General features: G+C 55.5%; 22 protein-coding genes. 8 read left to right on the top strand and 14 right to left on the bottom strand.

What is annotated here, in order from left to right; all coding sequences use genetic code 11:
- The first annotated feature begins 44 nt into the window (after positions 1–44).
- From RBR60_RS08350 to RBR60_RS08335, 4 genes are all read left to right on the top strand, one after another.
- A complete protein-coding gene (locus RBR60_RS08350) occupies positions 45–686 on the top strand; it encodes an energy transducer TonB (RefSeq protein WP_320355649.1) in 642 nt (213 codons plus the stop codon).
- Positions 683–1,897 (top strand): tetratricopeptide repeat protein, encoded by a 1,215-nt coding sequence (locus RBR60_RS08345; RefSeq protein WP_320355648.1) that lies wholly within the window; start codon positions 683–685, stop codon positions 1,895–1,897. The genes RBR60_RS08350 and RBR60_RS08345 overlap by 4 nt, the downstream gene beginning before the upstream one ends.
- A 123-nt stretch (positions 1,898–2,020) precedes the next feature.
- Positions 2,021–3,184, top strand: a complete 1,164-nt coding sequence (locus RBR60_RS08340; RefSeq protein ID WP_320355646.1) for a hypothetical protein — start codon at positions 2,021–2,023, stop codon at positions 3,182–3,184.
- A gap of 35 nt (positions 3,185–3,219) precedes the next feature.
- Positions 3,220–3,651: a hypothetical protein gene (locus tag RBR60_RS08335; protein WP_320355644.1), complete on the top strand. Its 432-nt coding sequence runs from the start codon at positions 3,220–3,222 to the stop codon at positions 3,649–3,651.
- Between the two features lie 80 nt (positions 3,652–3,731).
- On the opposite strand, the gene RBR60_RS08330 is transcribed toward RBR60_RS08335, so the two are convergent.
- Genes RBR60_RS08330 through RBR60_RS08315 form a run of 4 tightly spaced genes read right to left on the bottom strand, consistent with a single transcriptional unit; the run spans position 3,732 to position 6,928 of the window.
- A complete protein-coding gene (locus tag RBR60_RS08330) occupies positions 3,732–4,382 on the bottom strand; it encodes a lysophospholipid acyltransferase family protein (RefSeq protein WP_320355642.1) in 651 nt (216 codons plus the stop codon).
- Between the two features lie 58 nt (positions 4,383–4,440).
- The gene (locus RBR60_RS08325; RefSeq protein WP_320355640.1) at positions 4,441–5,451 is read right to left on the bottom strand and encodes an MlaD family protein; all 1,011 of its coding nucleotides are present in this window, start codon (positions 5,449–5,451) and stop codon (positions 4,441–4,443) included.
- A gap of 6 nt (positions 5,452–5,457) precedes the next feature.
- Positions 5,458–6,156, bottom strand: coding sequence for a hypothetical protein (locus RBR60_RS08320; protein WP_320355638.1), 699 nt, complete (start codon positions 6,154–6,156; stop codon positions 5,458–5,460).
- Entirely contained in the window at positions 6,149–6,928 is a 780-nt protein-coding gene (locus tag RBR60_RS08315) for an ABC transporter permease (RefSeq protein ID WP_320355636.1), read from the bottom strand. Before RBR60_RS08315 ends, RBR60_RS08320 begins: the two co-directional genes overlap by 8 nt.
- A gap of 180 nt (positions 6,929–7,108) precedes the next feature.
- Between RBR60_RS08315 and RBR60_RS08310 the strand changes: the two genes are divergently transcribed.
- A complete protein-coding gene (locus RBR60_RS08310; protein ID WP_320355634.1) occupies positions 7,109–8,710 on the top strand; it encodes a SpoIID/LytB domain-containing protein in 1,602 nt (533 codons plus the stop codon).
- A gap of 125 nt (positions 8,711–8,835) precedes the next feature.
- Here RBR60_RS08310 and htpG read toward each other — a convergent pair whose 3' ends face one another.
- Positions 8,836–10,752, bottom strand: a complete 1,917-nt coding sequence (gene htpG, locus RBR60_RS08305; RefSeq protein ID WP_320355632.1) for a molecular chaperone HtpG — start codon at positions 10,750–10,752, stop codon at positions 8,836–8,838.
- 274 nt (positions 10,753–11,026) lie between these two features.
- Here htpG and RBR60_RS08300 point away from each other — a divergent pair, with 274 nt between their 5' ends.
- Both RBR60_RS08300 and tkt read left to right on the top strand, forming a co-directional pair.
- Positions 11,027–11,896 (top strand): radical SAM protein, encoded by an 870-nt coding sequence (locus RBR60_RS08300; RefSeq protein WP_320355630.1) that lies wholly within the window; start codon positions 11,027–11,029, stop codon positions 11,894–11,896.
- A 311-nt stretch (positions 11,897–12,207) separates the two neighbouring features.
- Positions 12,208–14,217: a transketolase gene (tkt, locus tag RBR60_RS08295; protein ID WP_413815453.1), complete on the top strand. Its 2,010-nt coding sequence runs from the start codon at positions 12,208–12,210 to the stop codon at positions 14,215–14,217.
- Between the two features lie 82 nt (positions 14,218–14,299).
- On the opposite strand, the gene RBR60_RS08290 is transcribed toward tkt, so the two are convergent.
- Together RBR60_RS08290 and RBR60_RS08285 are read right to left on the bottom strand one after the other, a co-directional pair.
- A complete protein-coding gene (locus tag RBR60_RS08290) occupies positions 14,300–14,797 on the bottom strand; it encodes an Lrp/AsnC family transcriptional regulator (protein WP_320355626.1) in 498 nt (165 codons plus the stop codon).
- A gap of 20 nt (positions 14,798–14,817) precedes the next feature.
- Positions 14,818–15,657, bottom strand: coding sequence for a class I SAM-dependent methyltransferase (locus tag RBR60_RS08285; protein ID WP_320355624.1), 840 nt, complete (start codon positions 15,655–15,657; stop codon positions 14,818–14,820).
- Between the two features lie 447 nt (positions 15,658–16,104).
- On the opposite strand from RBR60_RS08285, the gene RBR60_RS08280 reads away from it, so the two are divergent.
- A complete protein-coding gene (locus RBR60_RS08280; RefSeq protein WP_320355622.1) occupies positions 16,105–17,874 on the top strand; it encodes a PHA/PHB synthase family protein in 1,770 nt (589 codons plus the stop codon).
- A gap of 76 nt (positions 17,875–17,950) precedes the next feature.
- Here the strand turns inward: RBR60_RS08280 and mtnA are convergent, their stop codons facing one another.
- The 7 genes from mtnA to RBR60_RS08245 form a co-directional block, all read right to left on the bottom strand.
- On the bottom strand, positions 17,951–19,051 hold the full coding sequence (gene mtnA, locus RBR60_RS08275) for an S-methyl-5-thioribose-1-phosphate isomerase (protein WP_320355620.1): 1,101 nt from the start codon (positions 19,049–19,051) through the stop codon (positions 17,951–17,953).
- Positions 19,052–19,825 (bottom strand): glycerophosphodiester phosphodiesterase, encoded by a 774-nt coding sequence (locus RBR60_RS08270; RefSeq protein WP_320355618.1) that lies wholly within the window; start codon positions 19,823–19,825, stop codon positions 19,052–19,054.
- Positions 19,826–19,870: 45 nt separating this feature from the next.
- On the bottom strand, positions 19,871–21,607 hold the full coding sequence (gene ade, locus RBR60_RS08265; protein WP_320355616.1) for an adenine deaminase: 1,737 nt from the start codon (positions 21,605–21,607) through the stop codon (positions 19,871–19,873).
- A 47-nt stretch (positions 21,608–21,654) separates the two neighbouring features.
- A complete protein-coding gene (locus RBR60_RS08260; protein ID WP_320355614.1) occupies positions 21,655–22,935 on the bottom strand; it encodes a response regulator in 1,281 nt (426 codons plus the stop codon).
- Positions 22,935–23,459, bottom strand: coding sequence for a hypothetical protein (locus RBR60_RS08255; RefSeq protein WP_320355612.1), 525 nt, complete (start codon positions 23,457–23,459; stop codon positions 22,935–22,937). The genes RBR60_RS08260 and RBR60_RS08255 overlap by 1 nt, the downstream gene beginning before the upstream one ends.
- Positions 23,460–23,753: 294 nt before the next feature.
- A complete protein-coding gene (locus RBR60_RS08250; protein WP_320355610.1) occupies positions 23,754–25,064 on the bottom strand; it encodes an amidohydrolase in 1,311 nt (436 codons plus the stop codon).
- Positions 25,064–25,885 (bottom strand): purine-nucleoside phosphorylase, encoded by an 822-nt coding sequence (locus tag RBR60_RS08245; RefSeq protein WP_320355608.1) that lies wholly within the window; start codon positions 25,883–25,885, stop codon positions 25,064–25,066. The genes RBR60_RS08250 and RBR60_RS08245 overlap by 1 nt, the downstream gene beginning before the upstream one ends.
- Between the last annotated feature and the right edge of the window lie 29 nt (positions 25,886–25,914).

Here is a 25,914-nt window from a genome sequence, read left to right as displayed (position 1 = left end):
GGTCAGACCCCTTTTGTGGGTATAAAAGGGGTCTGACCCCTTTAGTGGCTCGGCATCTGGCATCTCTGCTGCTGGGGGTCGCCATGACCGCAGGGCTTTTTGCCATGGTGCCCTGGATGATCGGAACCGCACCCGGAAAAAACGATCTGGAGCGTCTTGTTTCCGTGCAGCTCCGGGAGCTGAGGCCTCCGGAGCCAGAGAAAAAAGAGCCGGAACCGCCCAAGGTGGAGGAGGAGAAACCGCCGGAGCCGGAAATTCCCATGGAGCGCATGATGCAGAAGCCCCCGGAAGTGAAGCCTCTGGATCTGCCCGCCTTCCGGCCGGATCTTTCCCTTTCCGCCGTGGCAGGCCCCACCCTGGCTCCGCCTCCGCCGCCGGGCCCCATGACCTATGAAGCCGGAGAGGTGGATCAGACGCCCCGCACCCTGGTACAGATGCCGCCCGTGTATCCCTTCCGGGCGCGGCGCATGGGCATAGAAGGCTGGGTTCGGGTGCGTTTTCTTGTGGATACGGAGGGACGGCCCGGCAGCATACAGATTCTGGAGGCAGAGCCCGCAGGAGTATTTGAAGACGCCGTTGTCCAGGCCATTTCGGGATGGCGCTTTGAGGCGGCCGTCAAGGATGGCCGCAGGGTGGCCTCCTGGGTGGTGACCCCCATTCGTTTTCAGTTAGGAGGTGCGTCATGATACAACAAAAGGGGTCAAACAAAAGGGGTCAGACCCCTTTTGTTGCTTTGATTTTTCTGATTTTTTCCTTCTGTCCGGCCAATGCCTTTGCATCGGGCGGGGCCGACCTTCCCCGGGCCGTGCAGCAGGTGCTGGCGGAGGCCGGACAGGAGATGGCCGAAGGCCGTGTGCCCGAGGCCTTGGAGCGGATGTCACGTTTCTGTGACCGGCATCCGGATACGCGGCATCCGCTCCTTCTTTTTTTCATGGCCAACGCCCATCTGCAACAGCGTGCACCGGAAAAGGCCCTGCCCCTTTACAGGGAGGCAACAGCGCTTTCGCCTGAGGATACCCGCATCTGGCAGAATCTTGCCATTGCCGCCTACGAGACCCAAGCCCTCGGAGAAGCGGCCCTTGCCATGGAAAAAGCCTGGGAGAGCTGTCCGCAGAAAAAACCCTCCCTCCTTTACCACAGCGGTCTTTTTCATCTGATGGATAAAAAACCCGAAGCCGCCTGGAAAAAGCTCAGTCTTCTCATGACAACCGTGGAAAAACCGGAGCGGGAATGGGTTCGGGCCTATGTGCAGGCAGCCATGGAAACGGGCAACGAAAAAAAAGGACTCGGGGTTCTGGAGAAGGGACTTGAAAGGGCTCCTGAGGATACCCTCCTCTGGGAGCTGGCCACCCACCTTTATCTTCGGATAAAAGACTATAAAAAAGCTGCGGCTGCCATGGAAATCCGCATGGATGTGGCGGGCGAAGCCGGGCCGGAAGCCTATCGCCTCTTAGGGGATCTTTACGCCAATCTTAACCTGCCTGCCCGTGCGGCCGAGGCCTATGGGCAGGCCCGGAAGAAAGGAGACGTAAAAAGTGATCTTTTTGTCCGGGAGGTGCAGATGCTCCATGCGGCCCGCCTCCATGAAAAGGCCCTCGCCCGCATTGCAGAGGCGGAAAGCTCAGGGCCTGATCCCGCCCTTTCTGAGCTGGCCATGTCCATCCACATGGCGGAAAACCGCTATAAGGAAGCCCTGGAGGCGGGGGTGCGCTCCCTTGAAGCCGGAAACCGGGAAAAGCCCCATCTCCTCCTCACCTTAGGCTACTGCGCCTACAAGGCAGGGGATCTGAAAAAGGCCGAATCCCTCCTTTCCCGTATTCCTCCAAACGATAAAAATCGCCACCGGGAAGCGCGGCGACTCCTTGCCCACCTGAAACGGGAAAGCCAGGGGCTTTGACGCTTTGAAGACAGATGACGGGTTGGATCATACGCCATTGCGGAATCACGCAAAACTGAAAGCGGCATTTTTTAACTGTTTTCATCTTTACATGGCTCTTCTAAGGACATGGGGAAAAACCATATGCACACCCGCAAAACAGGCTCTCTTCTTCTTGTTCTGGCCGTTTTCGCCGGTTTTTCATCGGGCTGGTACATGGGATCCAGGAGATCGGAACATCCTGAAAATCCAAAAGCCTCCCATCAGATCAGAGCATCCTTTACGGAACAGCTTCCCGGCGGCTCTCCATCGGCAATGGAAAAGACCCCTCTCCATGGAACTGTCCCCCAGGATCTTCCTGACTGGATGCGTGCATCCCTGGACGCTGCCGGAATCAGAGAGCCCCTGACTCCCGCTCTCTGGGAGGCGTTTCTGGCAAAGACGGAACAGCGGGGCATTCAGCGGGTGGAGATGGAAACCGGGTATTCCCTGGCCTGTATGCTGTCCCGTGTGCCGGATCTCAGGCTTTCCCCATTCATGATGGAAGTGGTGAAAGAAAAGATCAATGAGCCGGATGCCAGCGGTCTGACACCCCTGGCCCATGCAGCCTTATCCGGGGATCCACGAACCATTGAAGCGCTTCTTGCCGCAGGAGCCGATCTGTATGGTGTCAGCTTTGATGAGAGCGGCCGGAAAATGACCCTCCTCAACTATGCCTTGCAGGCGACAAATAAATACGGATCTTTTACCGTATCCTATCTCATGGGAAAAAAAGGCTTCACCATGGAGCCCGCCGAAGACTATTTTCCGGATCTTATGGGGAATTTTTTGTATCAGCATCAGTATCTTCCTCAGGTGATCCATCAGATGGACATCAACACCCGGTACGGAAGTTTTTCCGCCTTTGAGCTGGGCTTAAAGTCCGGAATGAGTACCGAACTCATTGATGCTTTTCTGAATCAGGGGGTGGATGTGAAAGGCAGGGCGGGAGATGTCACTTCTGCCCTTCATATGGTGAGCATCAACAAAAACTTCCAGCCGGATCAGGCGCTCCGTATACTGTCCATGGGAGCAGATCCCAATGCGGCAATGCCCCAAACGCTGCAGACCCCTGTCCACTACGCAGTCATGTATAATCGTCCGGATCTTCTTGCCGTTTACATGCAGAATGGCGGACGTGCGGATGTAAAAGACCGCAGAGGAGAAACCCCTGTGGATTATCTGAAATGGGTACGACACAAGAACCCGGAAGAGATTGCCCTCCTTCGCAACATTCTGGAAAACAAGAACTCCGGAACTTCGCCATAAGATACCGTCCTTACAGGAAAAAAGGAGATAATCCATTGAAGAATTCGCATTTTCGCACATTGCTTCTGGCGACCCTGCTTTCCTATATCCTGGGGGGCATCCTGGAAATTTTCTGGTTCGAACGCTTTCTTCCCCCTGCTTTGCAGGCCTATCTGCAATCGCAGGAAGAGGCCCTCACCACTCTGCAGATTATTACCAAAGGCATGATCGCATTTTTGCTTCTCTCATGTTTTATCCTGTCCATCGTGGGGCTCTGGCGTTTTCGGCCCTGGGCACCCAAGCTCTTTCTTGCCCAGTGGATTGCAGGCTGCCTCCTCACGGTGGATTTTCAGCCCCTCGTCATCTCAGGTCCGGGAGTCTTTCTGGCTTCCCTTACATCGCTGCTGGATGGGCTTCTCATCGGCATTCTCTTTTTCACCCCTTTACGAGCTCGTTTCAGGTTCTCTGGGTCACAATGTCCGAGCTGATCAGGTTGGACGGATAGCCAGAAAAACAGATAAAACCACGGACGCCAGAAAAAAATTCTGGCGCCCGTTTCCTCCGATTTTCAGTACAACCAGGGTCGCATCCGCGCTTCAAGGGCCTTGCGGGTTTCCTCAAAGGTTTTTGCATCCGCATCCATGGGCGGAGGCAGAAGGGGGGCTTCAAAGGAGATAATAACGCTGGAAAAGGGCTTGGGAATGACAAAACGATCCCAGCTTTTCGCCTGCCAACGTTTTTCCGCCCTGAGAATCATGGGAACCAACAGGGCCCCGCTCTGTTGGGCAATGCGGATGGCACCCGGCTTCACCACGCCGATGGGTCCTGTGGGACCGTCCAGAATATGGGCACCGAGACCGTTTTGACGCACATGCTCAATCATTTCTGCCATGGCCTCGCCGCCGCCCCGGGTGGAAGAACCCCTTGCCGTATACCAGCCCACGCGATTGGCCACATTGGCGATAATCTGCCCATCTTCACTGCGACTGATCATAAGCCCCGGACGAAAACGGCCAAACCATCCCCCGTACCGGGCAATGGCCGGGAAAAACTGCTGATGCCAGTGGCACAGAAGAATTCTTTCGCCCTTCCCAAGGCGACTCAGAACCCCATCCAGGCCCTTGACCTGATAGCGGTAGGTGGCGCTGATCAGGCGGATGATAAAAAGAAGACCAATGGCCACGAGGGGATTGCCCAACTGTTTTCTTAAGGCTTTCATTGCATTTTCCTTCTATGCGTTGCGGTTGTCAGTCTTTTCAGCGTCTTTTTTTCTCACCTTATCTTCCGTCCGCATCCAGGGCTTCGGCTGGAGCCTCTTTGGGAATATTACCCCGGATCAGAATATTTTTCTGGACAGAATCCACTACCTTATCCAGTTCCCGCAAGGTTTCCCTCACCTCCTGAATGCCCGACCGGGTGCTGCGGGCAATGGCGGGCACATCCTTTCCTGCGGCTTCGATGTCGTCCACCAGACGTGATATTTTGGCCAGCTCACCATGCAGGGTTTCAAGGACCGCATCCAAAGCCTCTCCCACATGCGAGCCCATGGTCTGAATCTGTTCAAGGTTCTCATTGACCAGATCCACGGTTCTCGGCGTTTTACCCGCAGCCTCCTCCACATGCCCGAGAATGCGGCTTACTTCCGCCATGCGGGCATGGACCTCTTCCATAAGTTCCCGAGATTTCAGGATGGAGCCTAAGGTCCCTCTGCCTTCCTGAAGATCGGAAAGAATCTGGTTCACCGTATCCATGGCGGTGAAAACCGGGCCTTGGGGATCCTTGAGCGCAGCGGTCATTTCCGCAAGATCCTGTACCGCGCCGATGACCATTTTCGCGGTTTTCTCCACCTGAAATTCCGCCAGGATATCGGCTATGGATTTCTTTTCCTGGGAGAAAATTTCTCCGCCATAGGGTATCAGCTCTGCGTCACTGCGTCCTCCTGTGCGGATGGCCACAAATTCCGATCCGATGAGGGTGGGGCTTTCCACCGTGGCAATGGTGTCTTCCCGGATGCGGGAGCTGTAAGTTTCCAGAATATCCAGATCCACCCGGACATGGTTACCCGTAACCGTCACCCGCCTCACCCGGCCCACATCCGTATTGTAAAGCTTCACCGCAGCACCCCGCTGGAGATTGTAACTTTCCTCAAATACGGTGTAATAGGGAATGTAACGCTCAAACCATCCCTTGCCCTTACCAAGAATGAACAGGGTGGACAGCAGCAGGGCAATGATCACCACCATGAAGGTTCCCACAACCCGCTCTCTGCGGCTGAATTCCAGATCCATGGGGATTTACTCCTTTTCATCCAGGGGATACACCTGCAGGAAATCCTCTTCCAGCACCCATTTCCGGGTGCGCCATCCTCTGCCCAGATTCTCGTCATCCGTCCAGAAGACCAGGGTGACACCTTCCCGGCTGCATTCTTTCAGGGTGCGCAGGAATACTTCCTTGCGATTTTTTCCCACAAACTCTTCCGGTCTTTCCACAAGAATGAGATCCGGCTGCTTGGCAAGACCCCGCACCACGATGGCCGCCCTTCGACCCATGGTGCTGATGGCCGCAGGCCGGAGGTGCAGCTTATCGTCAATGCAGAAGAAACGACAAAGGGCCAGGCATCGTTCATCCATCTTCGGATGCATGGTATTCTGATGCCAGGCTTGACCCATGAGAATATTTTCCTGGAGGCTGCGGTTGGTGATGAGGGTGGTTTCCGTACTGATATAGGCAATGCGCCGCTTGACAGGGAGCAGGGCCTGGTAGGCCGAAAAATCCAAGGCCTCACCATCCAGCAGGTACCGACCGCTGAGGGGCTTCTGGAAAGTGGCAAGAAAACGGAGAAAAAGGCGCACCCTGTCCGAAGCTGTGGACTGAATTTCGCACACGTCCCCAGGATCCAGGGAAAGGGAAAAAGGCCCCATGCTCTTTTTGTCCAGGGGAAGCACAATGTTTTCCAGCCGGATGGAAAGGCCCCGCTTGGCTTCTTCAGGCATAAAAAACCACCGAGATAAAAATATTGGCCAACAGGCAGAAGATAAAGCTTTCCATGCAGGCCTTGGAGGTATTAATGGCAATCCAGGTGAAATTCCCCTGACAGGAAAGCCCGCGAAACATGCAGATCACAGAAATAATGATGCCAAAGCAGAAAGCCTTGATGAGACTGACCCCGATATCCAGGCCTGTGATGGCCTGGGTAAAGCTGAAAAGAAAACGGGAAACCTGAATGTCGCTGAAGGCCAGAATCAACCCGGCACTGCCCACAATGGCCACAAGGTCAAACACCACAAAAAGACAGACAATGGCCATGGTGATGCCCACAAGCCTGGGCAGACAGATGAGCCGCAGGGGATCAATGCCCGCCATTTCGAGAGCCTCGATTTCCCGAAGCACACTCATGTAGCCCAGTTCAATGGTCACGGCTGTTGCGGAGCGTAAGGTAACAATGAGAGCTGTGAGGATGGGCCCCACTTCCCGCACCACAAGGATCACAGCAAGACGCCCGGCGTCATACTGGCCTGCGAGGAGGGACAGTTGCAGCATCAGGGGAATACCGATGATGAGCGCGATGGGAATGATGATGGGCAGAGCCTGCACTGCGGTAAAGTAAAGCTGCTCCACAACACCCCGCCGCACCATGATGCGCCCCTCCTTCTGCCTGGAAAAAGTCAGGAGAAAAAGACGCCATGTCAGGGCGAATATACGGGTGTTGTAGTCCAGAAAAGCCAGGGTACGGCGGCCTGCCCTACCTGTCATGGACACCGGCATGGGGTCTTCCTTTTTTCCATGGAGAGTTTCTTGTCAAAGCAGGGAAAAACCATTATCCCTAGAATTCCGTATTCTGTACTTCCTACATGAAACGGAATTCCAAGGCAATGTGTCTTGTGCGGATCCCTTATAGGAAGACAAGGCTTCTGTCTGAAAAAGAACAAAGCAGAAACCTTTTTCATGTATGTTCTGAAAAATCTCCGGGAGAGTCCCGGTTTTTGTTTTGAGGCCATGAAACAATCTGAATTTTTCCATCAAAGACTTTACGGAAAAACAGCAGCGTCCGGGCTTGCCCGCAGGCTGCCCCTCTTTTTCCTGGGGCTGATGCTTTTTTTGCGCCCTGTCGCTGCAGGGGCCTGGCCGGAGGAAGTGGCCTGGGCCCTCCATGAAGACCGCCCTGAACTGGCATTGCATGTGCTGCGATCCTGGTCCCATCTCTCCGCAGATCCCGAAGACCGGGCTCTGGCCCTGTGGATGGAAGCCCGGATCCTGGCCCTTCACATGGGAGACACAGGCGGCGCTGAAACTGCGCTGGACCGTGTGCTGACCGCTTATCCCGGAAGCCGTATTCAAGGAGATGTTCGTTTTGAAAAGGGATTTCTGGCCCTGCAAAGGGGGGAAAGGGAACGGGCCTCCCGTGAATTTGCGGCCTTTGTGGCCGCTTTTCCCGATCATCCCAGACGCCAGAGCGCCGGAGATTTTCTGAGGGATCTCCGCGGTCAGATATCCGAACCCCTCCTTGGCTCGCCGGACCGTATCCGGGTGGCCCTTTCCTTTTCCGAAAATCACGCCCAGCTTTCCGGCAAGGGGCTTCATCTGAGGGATATGGCCACAGGCGGCCTTGTGTTTTCCGGGGACCGCTTAACCCTCCTTCTGGACGAAGGAGGCCACATTCGCCTTGATGGCCGCATCGTGGGGCAACCCCTCATCCTGGACAGCGGAAGTGAAGGTTTTGTTCTCAATGGCAGACGGCACCGGGGCAGTCTTCAGGTTCATGGGGCTGGCGGCCGTCTGCTCCTTGTCAATGTCCTGGATCTTGAAAACTACTTAAGAGGGGTTGTGCCTGCGGAAATGCCACCTTCCTGGCCCATGGAAGCCCTCAAGGCCCAGGCTGTGGCCGCCAGAACCTACGCCTTGCACCATATGCGCAACAGGGCCTATGCCGCCTATGATGTAAAAGCAGATACCCGCTCCCAGATGTTTATCACAGAAAGGGAGGATCCCAGAAGCGATGCGGCCATCACCGCCACCCAGGGCGAAGTGCTGACCTGGGCAGGGCAGGCGGCCTTTACAGCCTTCCACGCGGACAGCGGTGGAAACATTGAGGCTGCGGAAACGGTCTGGGGAGGAGAATTCCCCTATCTTACGGCCTTTTCCGATCCATGGACACGCAATACACCCAACGCGTTCTGGACCTGCGTGCTGACAGAAAAGGAGATGCAACAGGCTTTGCCGGAGCTGAGGGGAAAAGGCCGAATCCTGGATCTGCGCGTGGAAGGGAAAACCCCTTCGGGCAGGGTGGAGACCCTCGTCGCCAGAACCAGCAAAGGAGAAATTCGCATTCCCGCCACCCGTTTCCGCACTCTCATAGGCCCCATGGTGATCAGAAGTACGGATTTTTCTCTAAGCCATAAAAGGGAAGGATTTCATTTTCAGGGCAGGGGCTTTGGCCACGGCGCGGGCATGAGTCAGTGGGGTGCCAGGAGAATGGCGGAGGAAGGGAAGAATTATCAGGACATTCTGCGTTTTTACTATCCCCTCCTGCACAGGCAGCGCATGTAAATAAAACGGGCCAGGAAGATGAACCTCCCTGACCCGTTTCACTTTAAAATCGCGCCTTCACCCGGCCTTCTCTCAAAGAGAGGGTGGCATAAGGCATTTTTATTTCAGGCAATCACCTTCAAACCCTACAGGGTTTTTGCCATGAGATCCCCCACCATCTTTGCAAAACGAGAGGGATTTTCAATCCTGCCCCCTTCGCTGACCACGGCCAGATCATGGAGCATGGCGGCCCAGTCCTTCATGGCAGGGTCTGCCGGGTCTTTGGCAAAACGCTCCTTGAGTCTTGCCATGACCGGATGCCCGGTGTTCAGTTCCAGCACCCGTTTCTGCTTGGGCATGTCTTTTCCCGAAGCCTGCATCACCTTTTCCATGAAAGCACTCATGGCAAAGGCGTCTGCGGAAAGGCAGGCCACCGAATCCTTCAGCCGGGCCGAAGCCTTCACTTCCTTCACTTCCGCATCCAGTTCCTTCTGAATGAAGGTGAAGAGACCCTTGAAGCTTTCCGCCACCTCTTCCGAAGGTTTTTCCAGCTCCAGATCCCCTTTTTCAGCACTTTTGAGATTTTTTCCCTCAAAATCCCTCAGGCTGTCCACCACCCACTCATCCACAGGATCGGTCATGAGCAGTACCTCATAATCCTTGGCCTTCAGGGCTTCCAGGTGGGGGCTGTTCATGAGGGCCGTAAGGTTTTCACCGGAAAGGTAGTAAATGGATTCCTGACCTTCGGGCATCCCCTCCACATAGGCCTTCAGGCTTTTGAGCTTGCCCTCGGATTTTGTGGTGGGATAGCGCAGAAGCTCTGCAATTTTTGTTTTATTCTCGTAGTCCGTGGGAATGCCGGCCTTCAGCATGGGGCCGAATTCCTTCCAGAAATCGAGGTATTTTTCCTCATCCATTTTGGAAAGAAGCTCAAAGACCCGCTTAACAATGTTTTTCCGGATGTTGCGCACAAGGCTGTTCTGCTGGAGGATTTCCCGGCTCACGTTGAGGTCAAGATCCGGCGCATCCACCACGCCATGGATGAAGCCTAAGTATTCGGGCAGAAGCTCCTTGCAGTCGTCCATGACAAAGACCCGCTTGCAGTAAAGGTGCAGGCCGTGCTTGCGATCCCGCTGGAAGAGATCAAAGGGGGCTTTGGAGGGAATAAAGAGCAGCACATCGTACTCCACGGCTCCTTCCAGATGCAGATGCAGTTTCTCCGCAGGGGTATCCCAGTTTTTGGAGATGTGGCGGTAAAACTCCGTGTATTCCTCCTCTGTGACCTCCTCCTTCTTCCGGGTCCAGATGGCTTTCATGGAGTTTAAGGTTTCATCCTTGCGCACCTTGCGCATGGTTTCCTTGGGTTTTCCCTCCGCATCCTTTTCCTGCTCGTTTTCGGGAATGGGATCATACTTGTCCACTTCCATGAGAATGGGATAGGCGATGAAGTCTGAGTGACGCTTGACAATATCCTTTAAAGTCCATTCTTCCGTGAAGTTAAGATCCCCCTCCTCGCCGTCTTTCAGGAAAAGGGTGATGCGGGTACCGCGCTGGGGTTTTTCCATTTCCTCCACGGAAAAATCTCCGCTTCCTTCGGATTCCCAGCGAACGCCCTTGTCTGAGGATACCGAACGGCTTTCCACCACCACCTTTTTCGCCACAATGAAGGAAGAATAAAAGCCCACCCCGAACTGACCGATGAGCTCCGGTGTGAGAAGACCTTCCCTGCGGGAGGCTTCCAGGGCCGCCACAAAACCTGCGGTGCCGCTTTTGGCGATGGTGCCGAGGTTTTCCAGGGCCTCGTCATAGCTCATGCCGATGCCATTATCTTCGATGACCAGGGTGCGGGCTTCCTTGTCCGGTGTGATGCGGATATAAAAATCCGCATCTTTTCCAAGCAGTTCGGGATCGGTCTGGGCTTTGAACCTGAGCTTGTCAATGGCATCCGAGGCGTTGGAGATCAGCTCTCTTAGAAAAATCTCCTGATTGGAGTAGAGGGAATGGATGATGAGGTGAAGCATCTGCTTCACTTCCGTTTGAAAGGCGCGGGTTTCCTGCTTCATGACCAGCTTTCTCCTCATATGGAATCTTCAAATCAAAACAACAGAACACAGGTTTGGATCAATTCCGACAAAAAATGGGGTGAAAAACAGCCTTGTCAAGGGAAGGACTTGCAAGACAGCCTGGCTGTTGTATGTTTTAAAAGCTTTCCTGCCCTTCGGGGGCTTGGGGAAGAATCCTGATGCGGTAAACATACAGGGGCCTTTGGGAAGAATCCCGAACTTTCATCTTTCCCTGGCCCTTACAATTAAAAATATCTATCCGGGAAGGAAATTCATGGATTATCAGGGCATGATTTTCAGGCCACCCAGTGAAGCCGACTCCATTCTGCTTCAGGTGACCGTGGGATGCTCCCACAACAAGTGCCGTTTCTGCGAAATGTACAAGGCCAAGCGTTTTTCCATCAAAACCGATGAACAGATCTTTAAGGACATCGACTATGCGGCCAGAAAATACCGCTTTATCAAACGTCTTTTTCTCTGTGATGGAGACGCCCTGATTCTGCCCATGAAGCGCCTTGTGCCCATCATGGAAAGAATCCGGGAAAAGCTGCCCTGGCTGGAGCGGGTGGGCACCTACGCCAACACGAAAAGTATTGCTACCAAAAGTGTGGAAGAACTCAAACAGCTTAAAGATCTCGGACTGACCATCGCCTATTTTGGTCTGGAAAGCGGAGATGACGTAACCCTTGAGGCCATCTGCAAGGGTGCGGACAGCGCCCGCATGATTGAGATGGGTCGTAAGATCCGCTCTGCAGGGATCAGGCTTTCCATCACCGTACTCAATGGGGTGGCGGGAAGGGAACGCTCCATGATCCATGCCCAGGAGACGGGCCGTGTGCTTTCGGCCATTGATCCGGAGTTTGTGGGAGCCTTAAGCCTCATGCTCACACCGGGGGCCCCTCTCAACAAGGACCATCAGGAAGGCCGCTTTCAGCTCATCGGTGCAGAAGAGATGCTTCAGGAACTGGGGATGATGATCGCCACCACCCACCTTTCCGACGGGCTTTTCCATGCCAACCATGCCTCGAACTATCTGCCCATTCGGGCCCACCTGCCCAGGGACAGGGACAAAACCCTGCAAAGAATCAATGACGCCCTGTCAGGCAAGATCAAACTGAAACCCGAATATCTGAGAGCCCTGTGAGAAACCAAACCCCCTTGGGCATCAACCGGCAAGGAGGATCCTGACATCCGCCTGCCGGTTTTTTTTATGCTTAAGGGATTTTCCCCAAACCCGCGCCCACGGCGGCCCGCATACCCGCACATTTTTCCTAATGAATTCATGGCAGATCCATGTGTATGGGCTTTTGCACAGCAGGGGGATTCTGTCAGATTTTCGTTGGGAATCTGTTATGAAAAGCTTTAGGAAAATTCTTGCATCCCTGGGGCATCCGGTGTAACCAATGCCCGGATTCCCCCTGAAAAAGGGATGCTTTTTCTTTTTTTTCCAAGGAGATGACCATGTGTTCCACCCCGTCCACGGACGCACTCTGCGTTACCACCCTCCGCACCCTGGCCATGGATGCCATTGAAAAGGCCAACTCCGGGCATCCCGGCGCTCCCATGGGCCTTGCCCCCGCAGCCTATGCGCTCTGGACCCGGGTGATGCGCCACAATCCCAAAAATCCCGCATGGCTGGACCGGGATCGCTTTGTACTGTCCGGCGGTCATGGATCCATGCTGCTCTACGGCCTCCTTCACCTTGCCGGATACGGGGTTTCCCTGGAAGACCTGAAAAATTTCCGCCAGCTGGGCTCCAAAACACCGGGGCATCCGGAATTCGGCCACACCCCCGGCGTGGAAACCACCACAGGCCCCTTAGGCCAGGGGATTGCCAATGCCGTGGGCATGGCCATGGCCGAGCGCCATCTGGCGGCCCGCTTCAACAGACCCGGTTTTGATCTGGTGGATCACTTCACCTATGTGATGTGCGGAGACGGAGATCTCATGGAAGGGGTGGCTGCGGAAGCCATGTCCCTCGCGGGGCATCTCAGACTGGGCCGCCTCATCTGCCTTTATGATGCAAATGATATTTCCATAGAAGGCGCAACCTCCATTGCCTTTACGGAAAATGTGGCCGCCCGCATGGAAGCCTGCGGCTGGCATACCCAGACCGTGACCGACGGCAATGACCTGGAGGCCATCACAACAGCCCTGGAAACAGCCAAACGTGTGACAGACCAACCCTCCCTCATTGTACTCAAAACCCGCATCGCCTATGGCAGCCCCAACAAGGAAGGCTCCGAGGAAGCCCACGGTGCCCCCCTGGGAGCCCAAGAGGTGAGGCTCACCAAAAAGGCCTATGGCTGGCCCGAAGATTCAGACTTTCTCGTGCCGGACGCGGTCTATGCCCACTTTGCGGCAGTGCAGGCAGAAATGCAGGCAAAGGAAGATGCCTGGCTTGAGATGTTCCAGCGCTACGCCTCAGAATACAAGGACATGGCCAACCTCTGGCTGGACGCCATGACGGGCTTTCTCACCGAAGGCTGGGACAAGGAGATCCCCTGGTTTAAGCCCGGAGAGAAGATCGCCACCCGCGTAGCTTCCGGCAAGGTGCTGAACGCCATCGCCAAAAGGGTACCCACCCTCATGGGCGGCTCCGCCGATCTGGCCCCTTCCAACAAAACGTTTCTGGACGGAGAAGGAGAGTTCCAGGCATCAAGCCCTGAGGGCCGCAACATTCGCTTTGGTGTCCGGGAACACGCCATGGGTGCCATCATGGCAGGCATGTTCCTCCATAACGGCATCCGTCCCTATGGCGCCACCTTCCTCGTCTTTGCGGACTATATGCGGCCTGCCATCCGTGTGGCCAGCCTTATGCGCCTGCCCCTTATCTATGTGTTCACCCACGATTCCATTGCCGTGGGCGAAGACGGCCCCACCCATCAGCCGGTGGAGCATCTGGCTTCCTTGCGGGCCATTCCCAACCTCACGGTCTTCCGTCCTGCGGATGCCAACGAAACCGCCGTGGGCTGGAAGGTGGCCATGAAGAGCAACTCCAGCCCCACAGCCCTCATTCTGAGCCGTCAGAACCTTCCCGTACTCAACACAGATGGTAAGAGGGGAAGACCGGAACGGGGGGCCTATATCCTGGAGGATGCGGACGGAACGCCGGACATCGTGCTCATTGCCTCGGGCTCCGAGGTGCATCTTGCCGTGGAAGCCCGCAAAATTCTTCTTGAAAAAGGGATTCAGGCTCGGGTGGTGAGCATGCCCTCCTGGGAGCTTTTTGAAAAGGATACGGAAGACTACAGAAAACGCATCCTGCCCCCTGCCTTAAAAAAGCGATTGGTCATTGAGGCGGGAATCGCCATGGGCTGGCAGAAATACGCAGGCGATGAGGGAGACGTGATTTCCATTGAAACCTTTGGCGCTTCGGGTCCGGATAAGGAAGTGCTGCGCCATTTCGGCTTTTTTGTGGAAAATGTGGTGAACCGGGCGGTGATTCTCTCCCGGAAAAAATAAAAACCCGGCTTTTGAAAACACGGAGGGGGATGCCACATGATTGTGCATCCCCCTCCGTTATGGATGCTTTCGAAATCTTAAATCAATCATCCATGTCTTCCATGGCGTCCCGCTCATTAAAATACTGCATGGAAGTTTTTTTCAGCTCCCGGATACTGAAAAGCATGGTGTAGTCCTGAAGGTCTGCGGCTCTGGCCATCTCCGCCACGGTGCTGCGGCAGGCTTCCTGGGTTCTGGCATGCACCATGGTGTAAAGGTTGTAGGGCCAGCCGGGTTTGGGATCTCTGCGGTAACAGTGGGAAACCGCCTCAAAACCCGCCATGGTCTCTCCGATGGCAAGAATCCGATCTTCCGGCGCTTTCCAGGCCACCATGGCATTGGCGGAGAAACCGGATTTCTGATGCCTGAGGGTGGCCCCGTAACGGCGGATCAGTTTTCTTTCATTGAGGCTTTGCAGGATGGCGAGAAAGGTCTCTTCCTCCATTCCCAGGCCCTTGGCAAGAAGGTTGTAAGGCCTCGGATCCAGAGGGATATCGCCCTGAATGGCGGCGATCACTTTTTTTTCTTCGTCTGTCAGCATGCCAGCTCCACTTGAAAATCTCATGGGGAAAGCGTGGATGGGGAAGAGGCGGTCCCGGGAGCTCCCAGGGCATAGGCCAATACGGAAAATCCGAATCGCACCGCCGGATAAGAACACAAAACATTCAGCCAGCCCAGCCGGGGTTCGGGCTGACTCAGGTAGTAACAGCTTTCACACAACCGGATATCCGGCATCCAGCCTTCCAGCTCTCCGGGGAGAGAAAGACCCCAGCGGAAACGTGCGCCTGTCACCCAAAGAGTGGGGTTGAAAGCGCTCATCATCACCTGATAGGGGCTTACCGCATCAAAAATGAGAAAGGAAGACCCAAAGGTTTTGCGGATACTGTGAACGAACCCCCGCACACAGGCCTCGGAAAGGTACATCAGCACCCCCTCGGCAATGATCAGAAGGGGACGCCCCGAATGCTGGATACGCTGGCACCATTCCGGATCATCCAGGGAGGCATCCATCATGTGATAGCGCTCCGTTTCCCGGAAAAAACAGCGCCGGATCTGCATCACCTCAGGCAGATCCATCTCATACCAATCCAGCTTGCCTGTGTCCATCCGGAAAAACCGGGTATCCAGTCCTGCCCCCACATTTACCACAACGGCATCCGGATGAACGGCCAGAAAATCCCCAACCATGCGATCCACTGCGGCCACACGCAAAAGCGTGGCCACTTTCATGAGGGTATGCCCCTCAAGCCTTCTGAAATTATAGGGAAGCTGCTCCACAAGATCCAGAGCCATGGGATCATGGACCAGGGGATTGGCCGCTTGGCACTCCTGAGCCCGAAAATAAAGGGGAAGCATCAGGGTTTGGGAAACGGCCTCAAGGGGGGGGATGGAAGAAAGCATGGGGACCTCCCGGAAAAACGGAGCAGGCAAAGGGGCTTTGGACCATGCAATAAAATTCTGTTGAAGCATTCATCCGGTTTCATGGTATATTTCAGCGTATTTTTATTTCTCCTACCATAAACCATGAAAAAAGTCTTTTGCTAAAAAGGAACCCCCGTTTCCCGGCAGAGACCGCGATAAAAAGGGGCGGCAATCCGGACATTGCCCCAAAGCCCCAAGGCATGGTATGGAGAAAACAAGCTTAAAGGGCAAAGTAAAAGGCTTTCCACTTCATCAGACCCGATGCAGCCTTCGGGAAAAACGATGGCATCCCCCTCCCAATGTGGAAAAAAGATGCCTCGCATGGCCCCATCCGGAGGCCCAGATCCCGGACAAAAAGAAGCTCTTCTGTGCAGATCCGCCCGCCATCAGGACGTCCCACCCCGCATATGACAGCAAGGAGGATGCATGAAAGCCCAGAAAAAACCCATCATACGCAACCCCAAACCCGCCACCCTGAATCCGCCGGTGCAAAAAGAAGAGGAGGCCGGAGATCCCATGCTGGAGGCCGCCCATATCATCGACCGGAATTTCCGCAAATCCATGGTGCGTTTTACCGGCCCCATTGATATTCCCGCCTTCAGCCGCGCCTATTTTGACGCCCTGGTCCATCTTGCCTGGAGTCCTGGCACCCGTTTTCGTATGATGCTGGAAAATGTCCAGTTTTTCTCCGATCTTTTCGCCATACAAAGCGGTATGGCCAAATCCGGGGTGGATCGTCGGTTCCGGGATCCAGAGTGGGAAAACTGGCCCTATTCCCTTTACAAGGATCTTTTTCTGCGCCTGGAAGAACATCTGGAAACACGTTTTAAAGACATCCGGGGGGTGTCCGAGCACTCAAACCTTCTCGTTCAGTTCCTGACACATCAGATTACGGCCATGATGAATCCCCTCAACTTTCCCCTGTCCAACCCCGAAGTGGTGCGCACCACCCTGGAGCAGGGAGGTCAGAATATCACAAAGGGTATCCAGAACCTTATAGACACCCTCAGTACCCATGGCGGCGAACTCGTGGTGCGTCACAGCCGGGAAGACTTCCATCAGGTGGGAAAAACCCTGGCCTGCACACCGGGTAAGGTGGTGTACCGAAACCGTCTCATTGAACTGATCCAGTACGCGCCCATGACGGATAAGGTGCAAGGAACTCCCATTCTCCTGGTACCCGCCTGGATCAACAAGTTTTATATCCTGGATTTAAGCCCTCACAACAGCATGGTGCGTTATCTTACCGAACAGGGTTTTACGGTCTTTATCCTCAGCTGGAAGAACGTGGATGGCAGTTACCGCCATGACGGCATTGACAGTTATGTGAAAAACGGCCTCGTTGAATCCATTGCTGAAATCCGTAAGATCACCGGCAGTGAGGGCGTACACCTTGCCGGTTACTGCATGGGGGCCATCCTCTGCTCCATCGCAGCCGCCTATCTGCGGGGCCAGGAGGATACCTCCATCCAGACACTCTCCTGCTTCGCCGCCCAGCTGGATTTCAGTGACGCCGGAGATCTCAGAAGTTTCATTGATGAAAGCCAGATCACCTTCTTAAAGGATCTCATGGAAGAGGAAGGGTATCTTCCCAAAGCCAACATGATGCAGACTTACAGCCTGCTGAGGCCCAGGGATCTTTACTGGAATTATCTCATTGATGAGTTTTTCCTGGGCAAGGAGCCTTTTAATCTGGATTTCCTTTTCTGGAACGATGACGGCACCCGCATGCCCATGACCTTGCACATTGACATTCTGGAGCGCCTTTACCTGGAAGATCAGCTCACCGAAGGCAAATTCCGCATGGCCGACGGACGCAGCATTGACTTAAGAAACATTGATATGGACCTTTACTCCGTAGGCACCATGAAGGACCATATTGCCCCATGGAAGTCCGTATACAGAATTCCCCACTTTGTCACCTCTCCCATCAAGTTTGTTCTGGCCTCAAGCGGTCATATCGCAGGCATCATCAATCCTCCGGGAGAAAAGGGGCATTATCACACCGATGGGATTCTGGGGCAGGGACCGGAACACTGGCTGGCCACAGCCCACATGCACGAGGGAACCTGGTGGCCGGACTGGGTAGCCTGGCTGAGGGAGCGCAGCCAGCCGGAAACCGCCAAACTGCCCTGGCCGCCCATGCAGGGCAGGGATCTGGGGCCCGCTCCCGGAACCTATGTCATGGAAAAATAAGAAGATAAATAAATGGGAAAGGGCGGAATCATCTCCGCCCTTTCCCATTTTGATCAAAAAAACGGCATTTTACGGCTTATAAAGACGGAAAAAGACTACGAATACCCTCTTCACTGGCGCTGCATACGCCCTTTTCCGTAATCAGGCCTGTCACCAGACGGGCCGGTGTCACGTCAAAGGCAAAATCCAGGGCCGGACTGTCCTCCGGTGGCACCAGCACCCTCTGGATCTTCCCATCCCCATCCTTTCCCTGCACATAACGCACCTCATCGGGATTTCTGGTTTCAATGGGAATTTCCGCACCCGTTTTCATCTTCCAGTCGATGGTGGAAGATGGCAGGGCCACATAAAAGGGAACGTTGTTGTCCTTCGCGGCAAGGGCCTTCAGGTAGGTGCCGATCTTGTTGGCCACGTCCCCGGTGTATGTGGTGCGGTCCGTTCCCACAATGACCATGTCCACCTCCCCCCTTTGCATGAGGTGCCCGCCTGTGTTGTCCGCGATCACGGTGTGGGGCACCCCGGCCTGCCCCAGCTCCCAGGCGGTCAGTCGGGCGCCCTGGTTCAGAGGCCTTGTCTCATCCACCCAGACATGCACGGGAATTCCCGCCCTGTGCGCCGCATAGATGGGCGCTGTGGCGGTGCCGTACTCCACGCAGGCCAGCCATCCGGCATTGCAGTGGGTGAGGATGTGAACGGGCTTTTGGGGTCTCTTGTCATAAATGCTGCGAATAAGACAGAGGCCATGTTCGCCAATGGCCTGACAGCGACTGGCCTCCGCATCCGTGATCATCGCAGCTTCCGCATACATGGCCTGGATGCGGTTTTCATTTGCAGGGGTAAGGCGCACTTTTTCCATGAGAAGATCCGCAGCCCAGGCCAGATTCACGGCTGTGGGGCGAGCGGCTTTGATGCGTTCGCAACAATCTTCCATCCAGGCATCCGTGATCCCGCCCTCCGGAGCCGTGCATGCGGCCAGATACATGGCCCAGGCCGCAGAAGCACCAATGAGGGGGGCTCCCCGCACGGTAAGGGTTCGGATGGCTTCAATGGCATCTTCCACCGTATGAAGATCAAGAATTTTCAGGGTATGGGGCAAAAGGCGCTGATCAATCACCTGAACCACGCCTTCACGGGTCGGGTGGGGCCAGATGGGACGGGTGAGGGATGTTCCGGACATTCAGATTCCTTTGGGTTCGATTTTCTGAAAAAGGGTGACATCATCGGAAAAAAAACCGTCCACCCCCATGGAAAGGAGGCGTACTGCATGCTCCGACGCATTCACCGTATAGGGATAAACCCGTATGCCAAAGGCTTTCATGCGAAGGACATGATCGGGTCTGAGATTTCCATAAAAAGGGTGCCAGGAAAAGGCCCTGATCTCACGGCACAGCCGAAGCAGGGGCCGGGCGTTTTTCCACCTGCCGCTCAGAACCCCCAGAAGGGGCGGATCTGCAAGATTGGAAAGGTGACGGAGAAAACCATGATGAAAGCTTGAGATCAGAACCCGGCCTTCAAGGGGCCGAAGGGCGGCGGTGAGGGCAGCGGTCATTTTTCCCATGGATCGTCCACCCATCACCGCTTCGGGCTTGACCTCCACATTCAGCCAGCACCCTGGGGGCACGGAGGCCACCACCTCGTCCAGAAAGGGGATGGGGGTTCCGGAAAAGGTCGGAGAAAACCACGATCCCGCATCCAGAAGACGTAAATCCACGGCTTTTTTTTCCTGCAAAGGGCCTTTTCCACTCGTGCAGCGATCCAGAGAAGCATCGTGGTGCACCATAAGATGGCCGTCCCGGCTCCAGAGAATATCCAGCTCCGCCATCCGCGCTCCGGCCTCCCAGGCCGCTTCAAAGGCCGGTAAGGTGTTTTCCGGGAACAAGGCCCTGTATCCCCTGTGTGCAATAAGCAAAGGAGAAGGGGGAAAATCCGGTACTGTGAAAAAAGGTGTCAAAGGGACTCCTCAAGGGGACAAAAGGCTAAAAAAATCCGGCCCATCTCAGGGATTGGTTTGGATCTCGGCATCCGCAAAAACGGAAATCCGCTCAAAGCGGTCCACATCCACAAGCCCCTGGTCCGTGAGCTTTAAGGAAGGGATCACAGGCAGAGAAAGAAAGCCAAGGGTCATAAAGGGATCCGCCAGGGTGCAGCCCAGCCCCCTGGCTTCCCGGATCAGGCCCGCCAGGGCCCTTTCAATCTCTTCCATGGTGGCTGTGGACATGAGCCCTGCAATGGCAAGGCGCAGGGAGGCCGCAACCTTTCCTCCTTTCACCACCACCATGCCGCCTTTCATGGCAATGACGGCCTTTGCCGCCACTTCCATATCCTCATCCGAATCCCCAGCCACAATGAGATTGTGGGAATCATGCCCCACGGTGGAAGCCAGTGCGCCCCCGCGGATTCCCAGGCCCCGGACAAAACCAATGCCGCATCCGGCCTTTCCCGTATACCTTTCCACCACAGCAAGCTTGGCAAGATCCCGGTCAGGATCCGCCACAACCCTGCCTGCTTCTGTTCTGGCGTCCATGACCAGGGAGCCTGTCACCACCTGGCCTGGCATCACATCAATGACACGGATTTTCAAGCCTTCCGCTTTCAGGGAAAAATCCAGCTGTTCGGGTTCCAGATGCATGGATTCCGGCGGGATGGGTGTTTCGGGCAAAGGGAGACCCGGTACAAGCCTGCCATTTTCCGCAACGCATTGGCCTTTTACATACACAGCCTCAATGTGCAGCCCCTCCAGATCGCCGATGACCAGAAAATCCGCCCGTTTGCCCGGCGCAATGGCCCCCCTGTCCTTGAGCCCGAAATACTCGGCAGGATTGAGGGTGGCCATCTGTATGGCCATCACAGGGTCCACCCCTGCGGCAATGGCCCTGCGGACAATGTCATCCATGTGCCCTTCGTGCAGAAGATCGTGGGGATGGCGGTCATCCGTGCACCACATCATACGCCGACAGGTCTGGTCGTTCAACGCGGGAAGGAGGGCATCCAGATTCTGGGCGCAGGTACCTTCACGCACCATGATGTGCATGCCGCTCCGCATTTTTTCAAGGGCCTCTTCCGGTGTGGTGCATTCATGATCCGAGGAAATGGCCGCAGCCAGATAGGCATTGAGACCTTTTCCGGAAAGACCCGGCGCATGACCATCCACAGGCTTTTTCTTCTGATGCGCCGCCTGAAGTTTGGCATGCACTCCAGGGTCCCCGAAAATAACACCGGGAAAATTCATCATTTCCGCCAGGGCCACAACCCGGGGATGATCAAAAAATTCAAGGAGATCCCCGGCCTCCAGCCGGGCTCCTGCGGTTTCCATGTGTGTGGCGGGCACACAGGAGGGCAGGGTGAAAAGAAGGTCCATGGGCTGGTTTTCACTGGCGTCCAGCATATACTGAATGCCCTCCTTTCCCAGGACATTGGCGATCTCATGGGGATCTGCAGCCACGGTGGTGGTGCCCCTGGGCAGGACGGTTCTCACAAACTCCGAAGGGGAAGCCATGCTGCTTTCAAGGTGGACATGGGCGTCAATGAAGCCAGGCGCAAGGTGACGTCCGCCAAGGTCCCGCCTTTCCCTTGCTTCGTAGTCGCCGAATCCCACAAATCGGCCCTGGTGAATGGCAAGGGCGGTTTCAAGGATCTCACCCGTATACACATTCACGACCCTGGCCCCGGTCAGAAGCAGATCCGCAGGCGCATCCCCACGGGCTACGGCCATCCATTCCTGAAACATATCCATACGTCACACCCTTTTTTCGGTTTCAGAAGAAAAACTGCAAGGCAGGATCAGAACCTCTCCGGACGTCGGCCCCATTTTTCCACCATGGCGTAAAGAGCCTCGGGCTTGGCGGGCTTGGTGATGACATCATTCATGCCCGCATGCAGGCAGGCTTCCCTGTCTTGTACGTTGACATGGGCTGTGAAGGCCACAATGGGAAGGGTACGGAGCGCTTCTCCGCAGAATCCTTCCCGGATTCTGCGCGTGGCTGAGATGCCATCCATTTCCGGCATCTGTACATCCATGAGGATGAGATCATACCGCTGGGTTTTTAATTTTTCCAGAACTTCCAGGCCGTTTTCCGCAAGATCAGGAAGATAGCCTTTTCTTTCCAGGAGTTTGAGGGTGATTTTCTGGTTGATGAGATTGTCTTCCGCAAGGAGAACCCGAAGGGAGGGAGAGGAAAAAGGACTTGCATCCTGAAGAAAATCCGGATCCGGGGGACGCCGACCTGGTATTTCCGGAAAAAGGTTCTTTTTCGTGGGTACATCCAGTCCTTCCATTTTCTGAACATAGTCCTGCATGTCCTCCAGAGCCGCCTGCATGCGCTCTGCCACCTCCCCAAGGGCCGACAGGTGGAAGGCCTGGCTTTCCTCTCCGCCCTTTTCTCCAAGGAGATGCAGCTCTCCCACCAGGCCGTTCAGGGGCGTTCTGAGGCTGTGAGCCATGCGCCGCAGAAAGGCGGAATGCTCTTGGGGGGAAAAGCCACTGGGGGCCTGAACCCTGGACGATCCGGATGCAGAATGGGAATCCCGGCCCATATCCCGGGCCACGCAGCGAAACCCATGGATCTGGGCCTCACCGTCTTCCTTGGGAGAAAGGCTGAGGCGAATGGGCAGGGTCTCACCGTCGGGTTTTATCATGGAAAGGGAAAGGATGGCCGTACCTGCGGTGCGGCCCATGGCTTCCATGCGCCTGCGCAGAAGGTTGGCGTCTTCCGCATCCAGCCAGGAAAAAAAGCCCTGGGTGCGGATGTCTGCCGCAGATCTCCCGGAAATACGGCAAAGGGCTGTATTGAAAAAAGAAACCCGGCCATAACGGTCCAACTCAAAACAGGCGTCTTCCACGATTTCCAGAAGGTCCCTGTGTTGTTTTTCCGTCATACGAAGGGTTCTTTCCACCACCTGCTGCATTTGCAAAAGTCTCTGGGCTTCCTGGGTCTTTTCATGGCAAGCCCGGGTTCTTTCTTCCACGCGCCGTTCAAGGTCTTCATTGAGGCTTTGGATTTTCTGGCGCTGCACCTCAAGGTTGTGCTGAAAAAGAAAGTTTTTGTAAGAAGCGGATTCCATCACAAAGGCCCGATCATACTGGCCACATAGGCACAGAAAAGCTGAAGCGCATAGGCGGTGAAAAGTTTCGCGTCCATAGGCATCCAGGGGGCGGAGGCAATGAAAAAGGCAAGAATCAGGGCCCCTGTGACGCCCGCCCAGAAAACGCAGAGCCGAAAGAGGCTGTAGCCCACAAAAATGACAAGAAGGAGGGCGAACATGAAGTGGGACAGGGCGGACGGATCCGGAGCCATGGTCACCATGAGAATCATGCTGAGGGCGCAAAGCCCCATGAGGCCGCAGACAAGGGGTTCCAGATGGCGCTGAACCCAGGGATTCCGGAAACTCAGAAAAAGAACGAGAAAAGCCAGGGGTAAAACGATGAGATAACGGATCAGCCAGATCACATAAAGCTCTTTTTCCGGGAGGATGGCCGCGTCCAGAGGGCCAAAAACCCCGTAAAAAAAAAGACCAATCCAGATCCCCATGCGCCGGGCGGGCAGTACGGAGGTATTGAAGGCGGATAAAAAGGTCCGGGCTGGCATGTGGGCCTCTTCAGAACCTTGTTTTCTTCTGAATACGGGGATACAGGCAAGGGAAGGAGTCATGAAAAACCTCATATGAAGGATGGTGAAATGAGGTTGTCTCGTCTCCACACAGGAGCCGGAGATAAGGAGACGGGAAGAGGGCATGGGCCGTCGTGCTTCTCCCTGCGCCTTCGGGTGGAAAAAAGTTTATACCGCAGCGCAAAAAAAATCAAACACGCCAAGCCCCTACCCGCCCCGGCCGAGAATCCCCCTGCCGGTACAGACGGCAAGAACCGCAGGCAAAGGGCTTTTTTAGTCTTTCCCGGTCATGGTAACCGCAGCCTCCCTGGCCTTCGCGCATATGGCCTCCGCATCCAGCGTGGTGAAGGCGCGGTTTCGGTATACACCCTTTCCTGCGATGAACACGTCGGACACATCCTCCCTGCCTGCGGCATACACCACATGGGAGCAGGGATGATACAAAGGCGTCATGTGCGGGCTGTCCGTACGGATCAGGATGAGGTCAGCCTGTTTACCGACCTCAAGGGAGCCGATGCGGTCGGCAAGTCCCAGACACCGGGCCCCCTCGATGGTAGCCATGCGTAAAACCGTGCGCGCATCCAGGATTGTGGGATCTTTGCGGTTGACCTTGTGCAGCAGCGCTGCGGCCCGGATCTCGGAGAACATGCTGAGGTCGTTATTGGACGCAGCACCGTCCGTGCCCAGCCCCACGGAAATTCCTGCGGCCAGCATTTCCGGAACCGGCGCAATGCCCGAAGCAAGTTTCATGTTGCTCTGGGGATTGTGGGCCACATGGCTTCCTTTTTCTGCAAAAAGGGCAATGTCCCTTTCATCCATGACCACGCAGTGGGCAGCAAGGGTTCTCGGCGAAAGAATTCCGAGATCCGCCAGATGGGCGGTGGGGCTTTTCCCGTAGGCTTCCTGGATGCGCCGTGCTTCGGAAAGGGTTTCGGCAAGGTGAATGACAAAGGGAAGGTTGTATTTTTCCGAAAGATCAAAGGCCCTTGTGAGAAGTTCCGGCGCGCAGAGGTAAGGCGAGTGGGGTTTCACCGCGATGGTGATCCGGGGATGATCCTTCCAGGCCAGGGCCATGGCCTCCACCTGGGCAAAGCCCTGCTCCAGGGGGCCATAGGCGGGCGAGGGAAAATCATAGAGCACTTCTCCCACAACGGCCCGCATGCCCGCATCCCTGGCCGCTTCGGCCACGCTTTCCTCAAAAAGGTACATATCACAGAAGGTGGTGGTTCCCGAACCCATCATCTCCAGGCAGGCCAGCTCGGCCCCCAGGCGGACCAGATCTTTTGTGAGCCTTGCCTCCGCAGGAAAAATATGGTCTTCCAGCCATCGCATCAGGGGAAGGTCATCGGCAAGTCCCCGGAAAAGGGTCATGGAGGCATGGGTATGCACATTGACAAAACCGGGCATGAGAATCCCTCCCTGGGCATCCAGGCGCTCTCTGGCCTGAATGGAACCCAGGGAAGCCAGGGGCCCCAGGGCAAGAATGGTCTCCCCCTGTATGGCCAGAGCCCCTTTTTTCACCACCGTGTTTTCACGATCCATGGTGAGAAGCCATGCATTTTCAATGAGAAGATCGGCCTGCATCACATCCTCCCGATCAAAGCGGTCAAAAACGCTTCCAGCCGCAAAGAGGCCTTATCCGCCTCTTCCACCACAGCTTCCAGGGTCGCGGCTTCGGGCCTGTCCGGGTCGTTGATGTTGGTGATGGTGGAAAGCCCCAGAACCCGCATGCCGCCATGGCGGGCGGCAATGACTTCCATGACCGTGGACATACCCACCGCCTGGGCGCCGATGGTTTTCAGAAAACGAATCTCCGCCGGTGTTTCAAAGGAAGGACCCTTCAGGCCCGCATAAACCCCCTGCTGCAGAAAAAGCCCCATATCCCCCGCCACGCGCAGGGCAAGACGCCTCAGGTCAGCGTCATAGACGCAGGACATATCGGGAAAGCGCGGCCCCCAGGCCCCATGGTTGGGCCCGATCAGGGGATTTTCACCGGTAAGATTGATGTGGTCCTGAATCAGCATGAGGTCGCCCACCCGGAACCCAGGCCCCACCCCGCCTGCGGCATTGGTGACAATGAGGGTATGAACACCGAGAAGGCGCAGAACACGCAGGGGAAAGGCAATGTCTTTTGCGCTGTAGCCCTCATACAGGTGAAAACGGCCCCGCATCACAGCCATATTCTTTCCGGAAAGCTGCCCCAGCACCAGCTCGCCTGCGTGGCTTTCAACCGTTGACAGGGGAAAACCGGGAATCCCGGCATAGGGCAGGATGGCGGAAACATCCATGGTTCCCGTACTCTTCCCCAGACCGGTTCCGGTCATGATGAGAATCTCCGGCTGTATGGCACTGTGCTTGCGGATAAAATCCGCAGCCGTGTTCACGGCATCGCAGAGTTGGGGCATGTTTTTTTCCTTTAAACGAAGGTGTTTTG

It is taken from the genome of Desulfobotulus sp. (assembly GCF_034006065.1).
Taxonomy (GTDB): domain Bacteria; phylum Desulfobacterota; class Desulfobacteria; order Desulfobacterales; family ASO4-4; genus Desulfobotulus.
Note: the sequence above shows the minus strand (reverse complement) of the source record. Positions and strands in the feature narration are given on the sequence as shown.

Bases quoted from the DNA above. Each gene is read 5' to 3' on its own strand.
- RBR60_RS08345 (WP_320355648.1), top strand. From the start codon at position 683: ATGATACAACAAAAGGGGTCAAACAAAAGGGGTCAGACCCCTTTTGTT.
- RBR60_RS08340 (WP_320355646.1), top strand. From the start codon at position 2,021: ATGCACACCCGCAAAACAGGCTCTCTTCTTCTTGTTCTGGCCGTTTTC.
- RBR60_RS08330 (WP_320355642.1), bottom strand. From the start codon at position 4,382: ATGAAAGCCTTAAGAAAACAGTTGGGCAATCCCCTCGTGGCCATTGGT.
- RBR60_RS08325 (WP_320355640.1), bottom strand. From the start codon at position 5,451: ATGGATCTGGAATTCAGCCGCAGAGAGCGGGTTGTGGGAACCTTCATG.
- RBR60_RS08320 (WP_320355638.1), bottom strand. From the start codon at position 6,156: ATGCCTGAAGAAGCCAAGCGGGGCCTTTCCATCCGGCTGGAAAACATT.
- RBR60_RS08315 (WP_320355636.1), bottom strand. From the start codon at position 6,928: ATGCCGGTGTCCATGACAGGTAGGGCAGGCCGCCGTACCCTGGCTTTT.
- RBR60_RS08310 (WP_320355634.1), top strand. From the start codon at position 7,109: ATGTATGTTCTGAAAAATCTCCGGGAGAGTCCCGGTTTTTGTTTTGAG.
- htpG (WP_320355632.1), bottom strand. From the start codon at position 10,752: ATGAAGCAGGAAACCCGCGCCTTTCAAACGGAAGTGAAGCAGATGCTT.
- RBR60_RS08300 (WP_320355630.1), top strand. From the start codon at position 11,027: ATGGATTATCAGGGCATGATTTTCAGGCCACCCAGTGAAGCCGACTCC.
- tkt (WP_413815453.1), top strand. From the start codon at position 12,208: ATGACCATGTGTTCCACCCCGTCCACGGACGCACTCTGCGTTACCACC.
- RBR60_RS08290 (WP_320355626.1), bottom strand. From the start codon at position 14,797: ATGCTGACAGACGAAGAAAAAAAAGTGATCGCCGCCATTCAGGGCGAT.
- RBR60_RS08285 (WP_320355624.1), bottom strand. From the start codon at position 15,657: ATGCTTTCTTCCATCCCCCCCCTTGAGGCCGTTTCCCAAACCCTGATG.
- RBR60_RS08280 (WP_320355622.1), top strand. From the start codon at position 16,105: ATGAAAGCCCAGAAAAAACCCATCATACGCAACCCCAAACCCGCCACC.
- mtnA (WP_320355620.1), bottom strand. From the start codon at position 19,051: ATGTCCGGAACATCCCTCACCCGTCCCATCTGGCCCCACCCGACCCGT.
- ade (WP_320355616.1), bottom strand. From the start codon at position 21,607: ATGGATATGTTTCAGGAATGGATGGCCGTAGCCCGTGGGGATGCGCCT.
- RBR60_RS08260 (WP_320355614.1), bottom strand. From the start codon at position 22,935: ATGGAATCCGCTTCTTACAAAAACTTTCTTTTTCAGCACAACCTTGAG.
- RBR60_RS08255 (WP_320355612.1), bottom strand. From the start codon at position 23,459: ATGCCAGCCCGGACCTTTTTATCCGCCTTCAATACCTCCGTACTGCCC.
- RBR60_RS08250 (WP_320355610.1), bottom strand. From the start codon at position 25,064: ATGCAGGCCGATCTTCTCATTGAAAATGCATGGCTTCTCACCATGGAT.
- RBR60_RS08245 (WP_320355608.1), bottom strand. From the start codon at position 25,885: ATGCCCCAACTCTGCGATGCCGTGAACACGGCTGCGGATTTTATCCGC.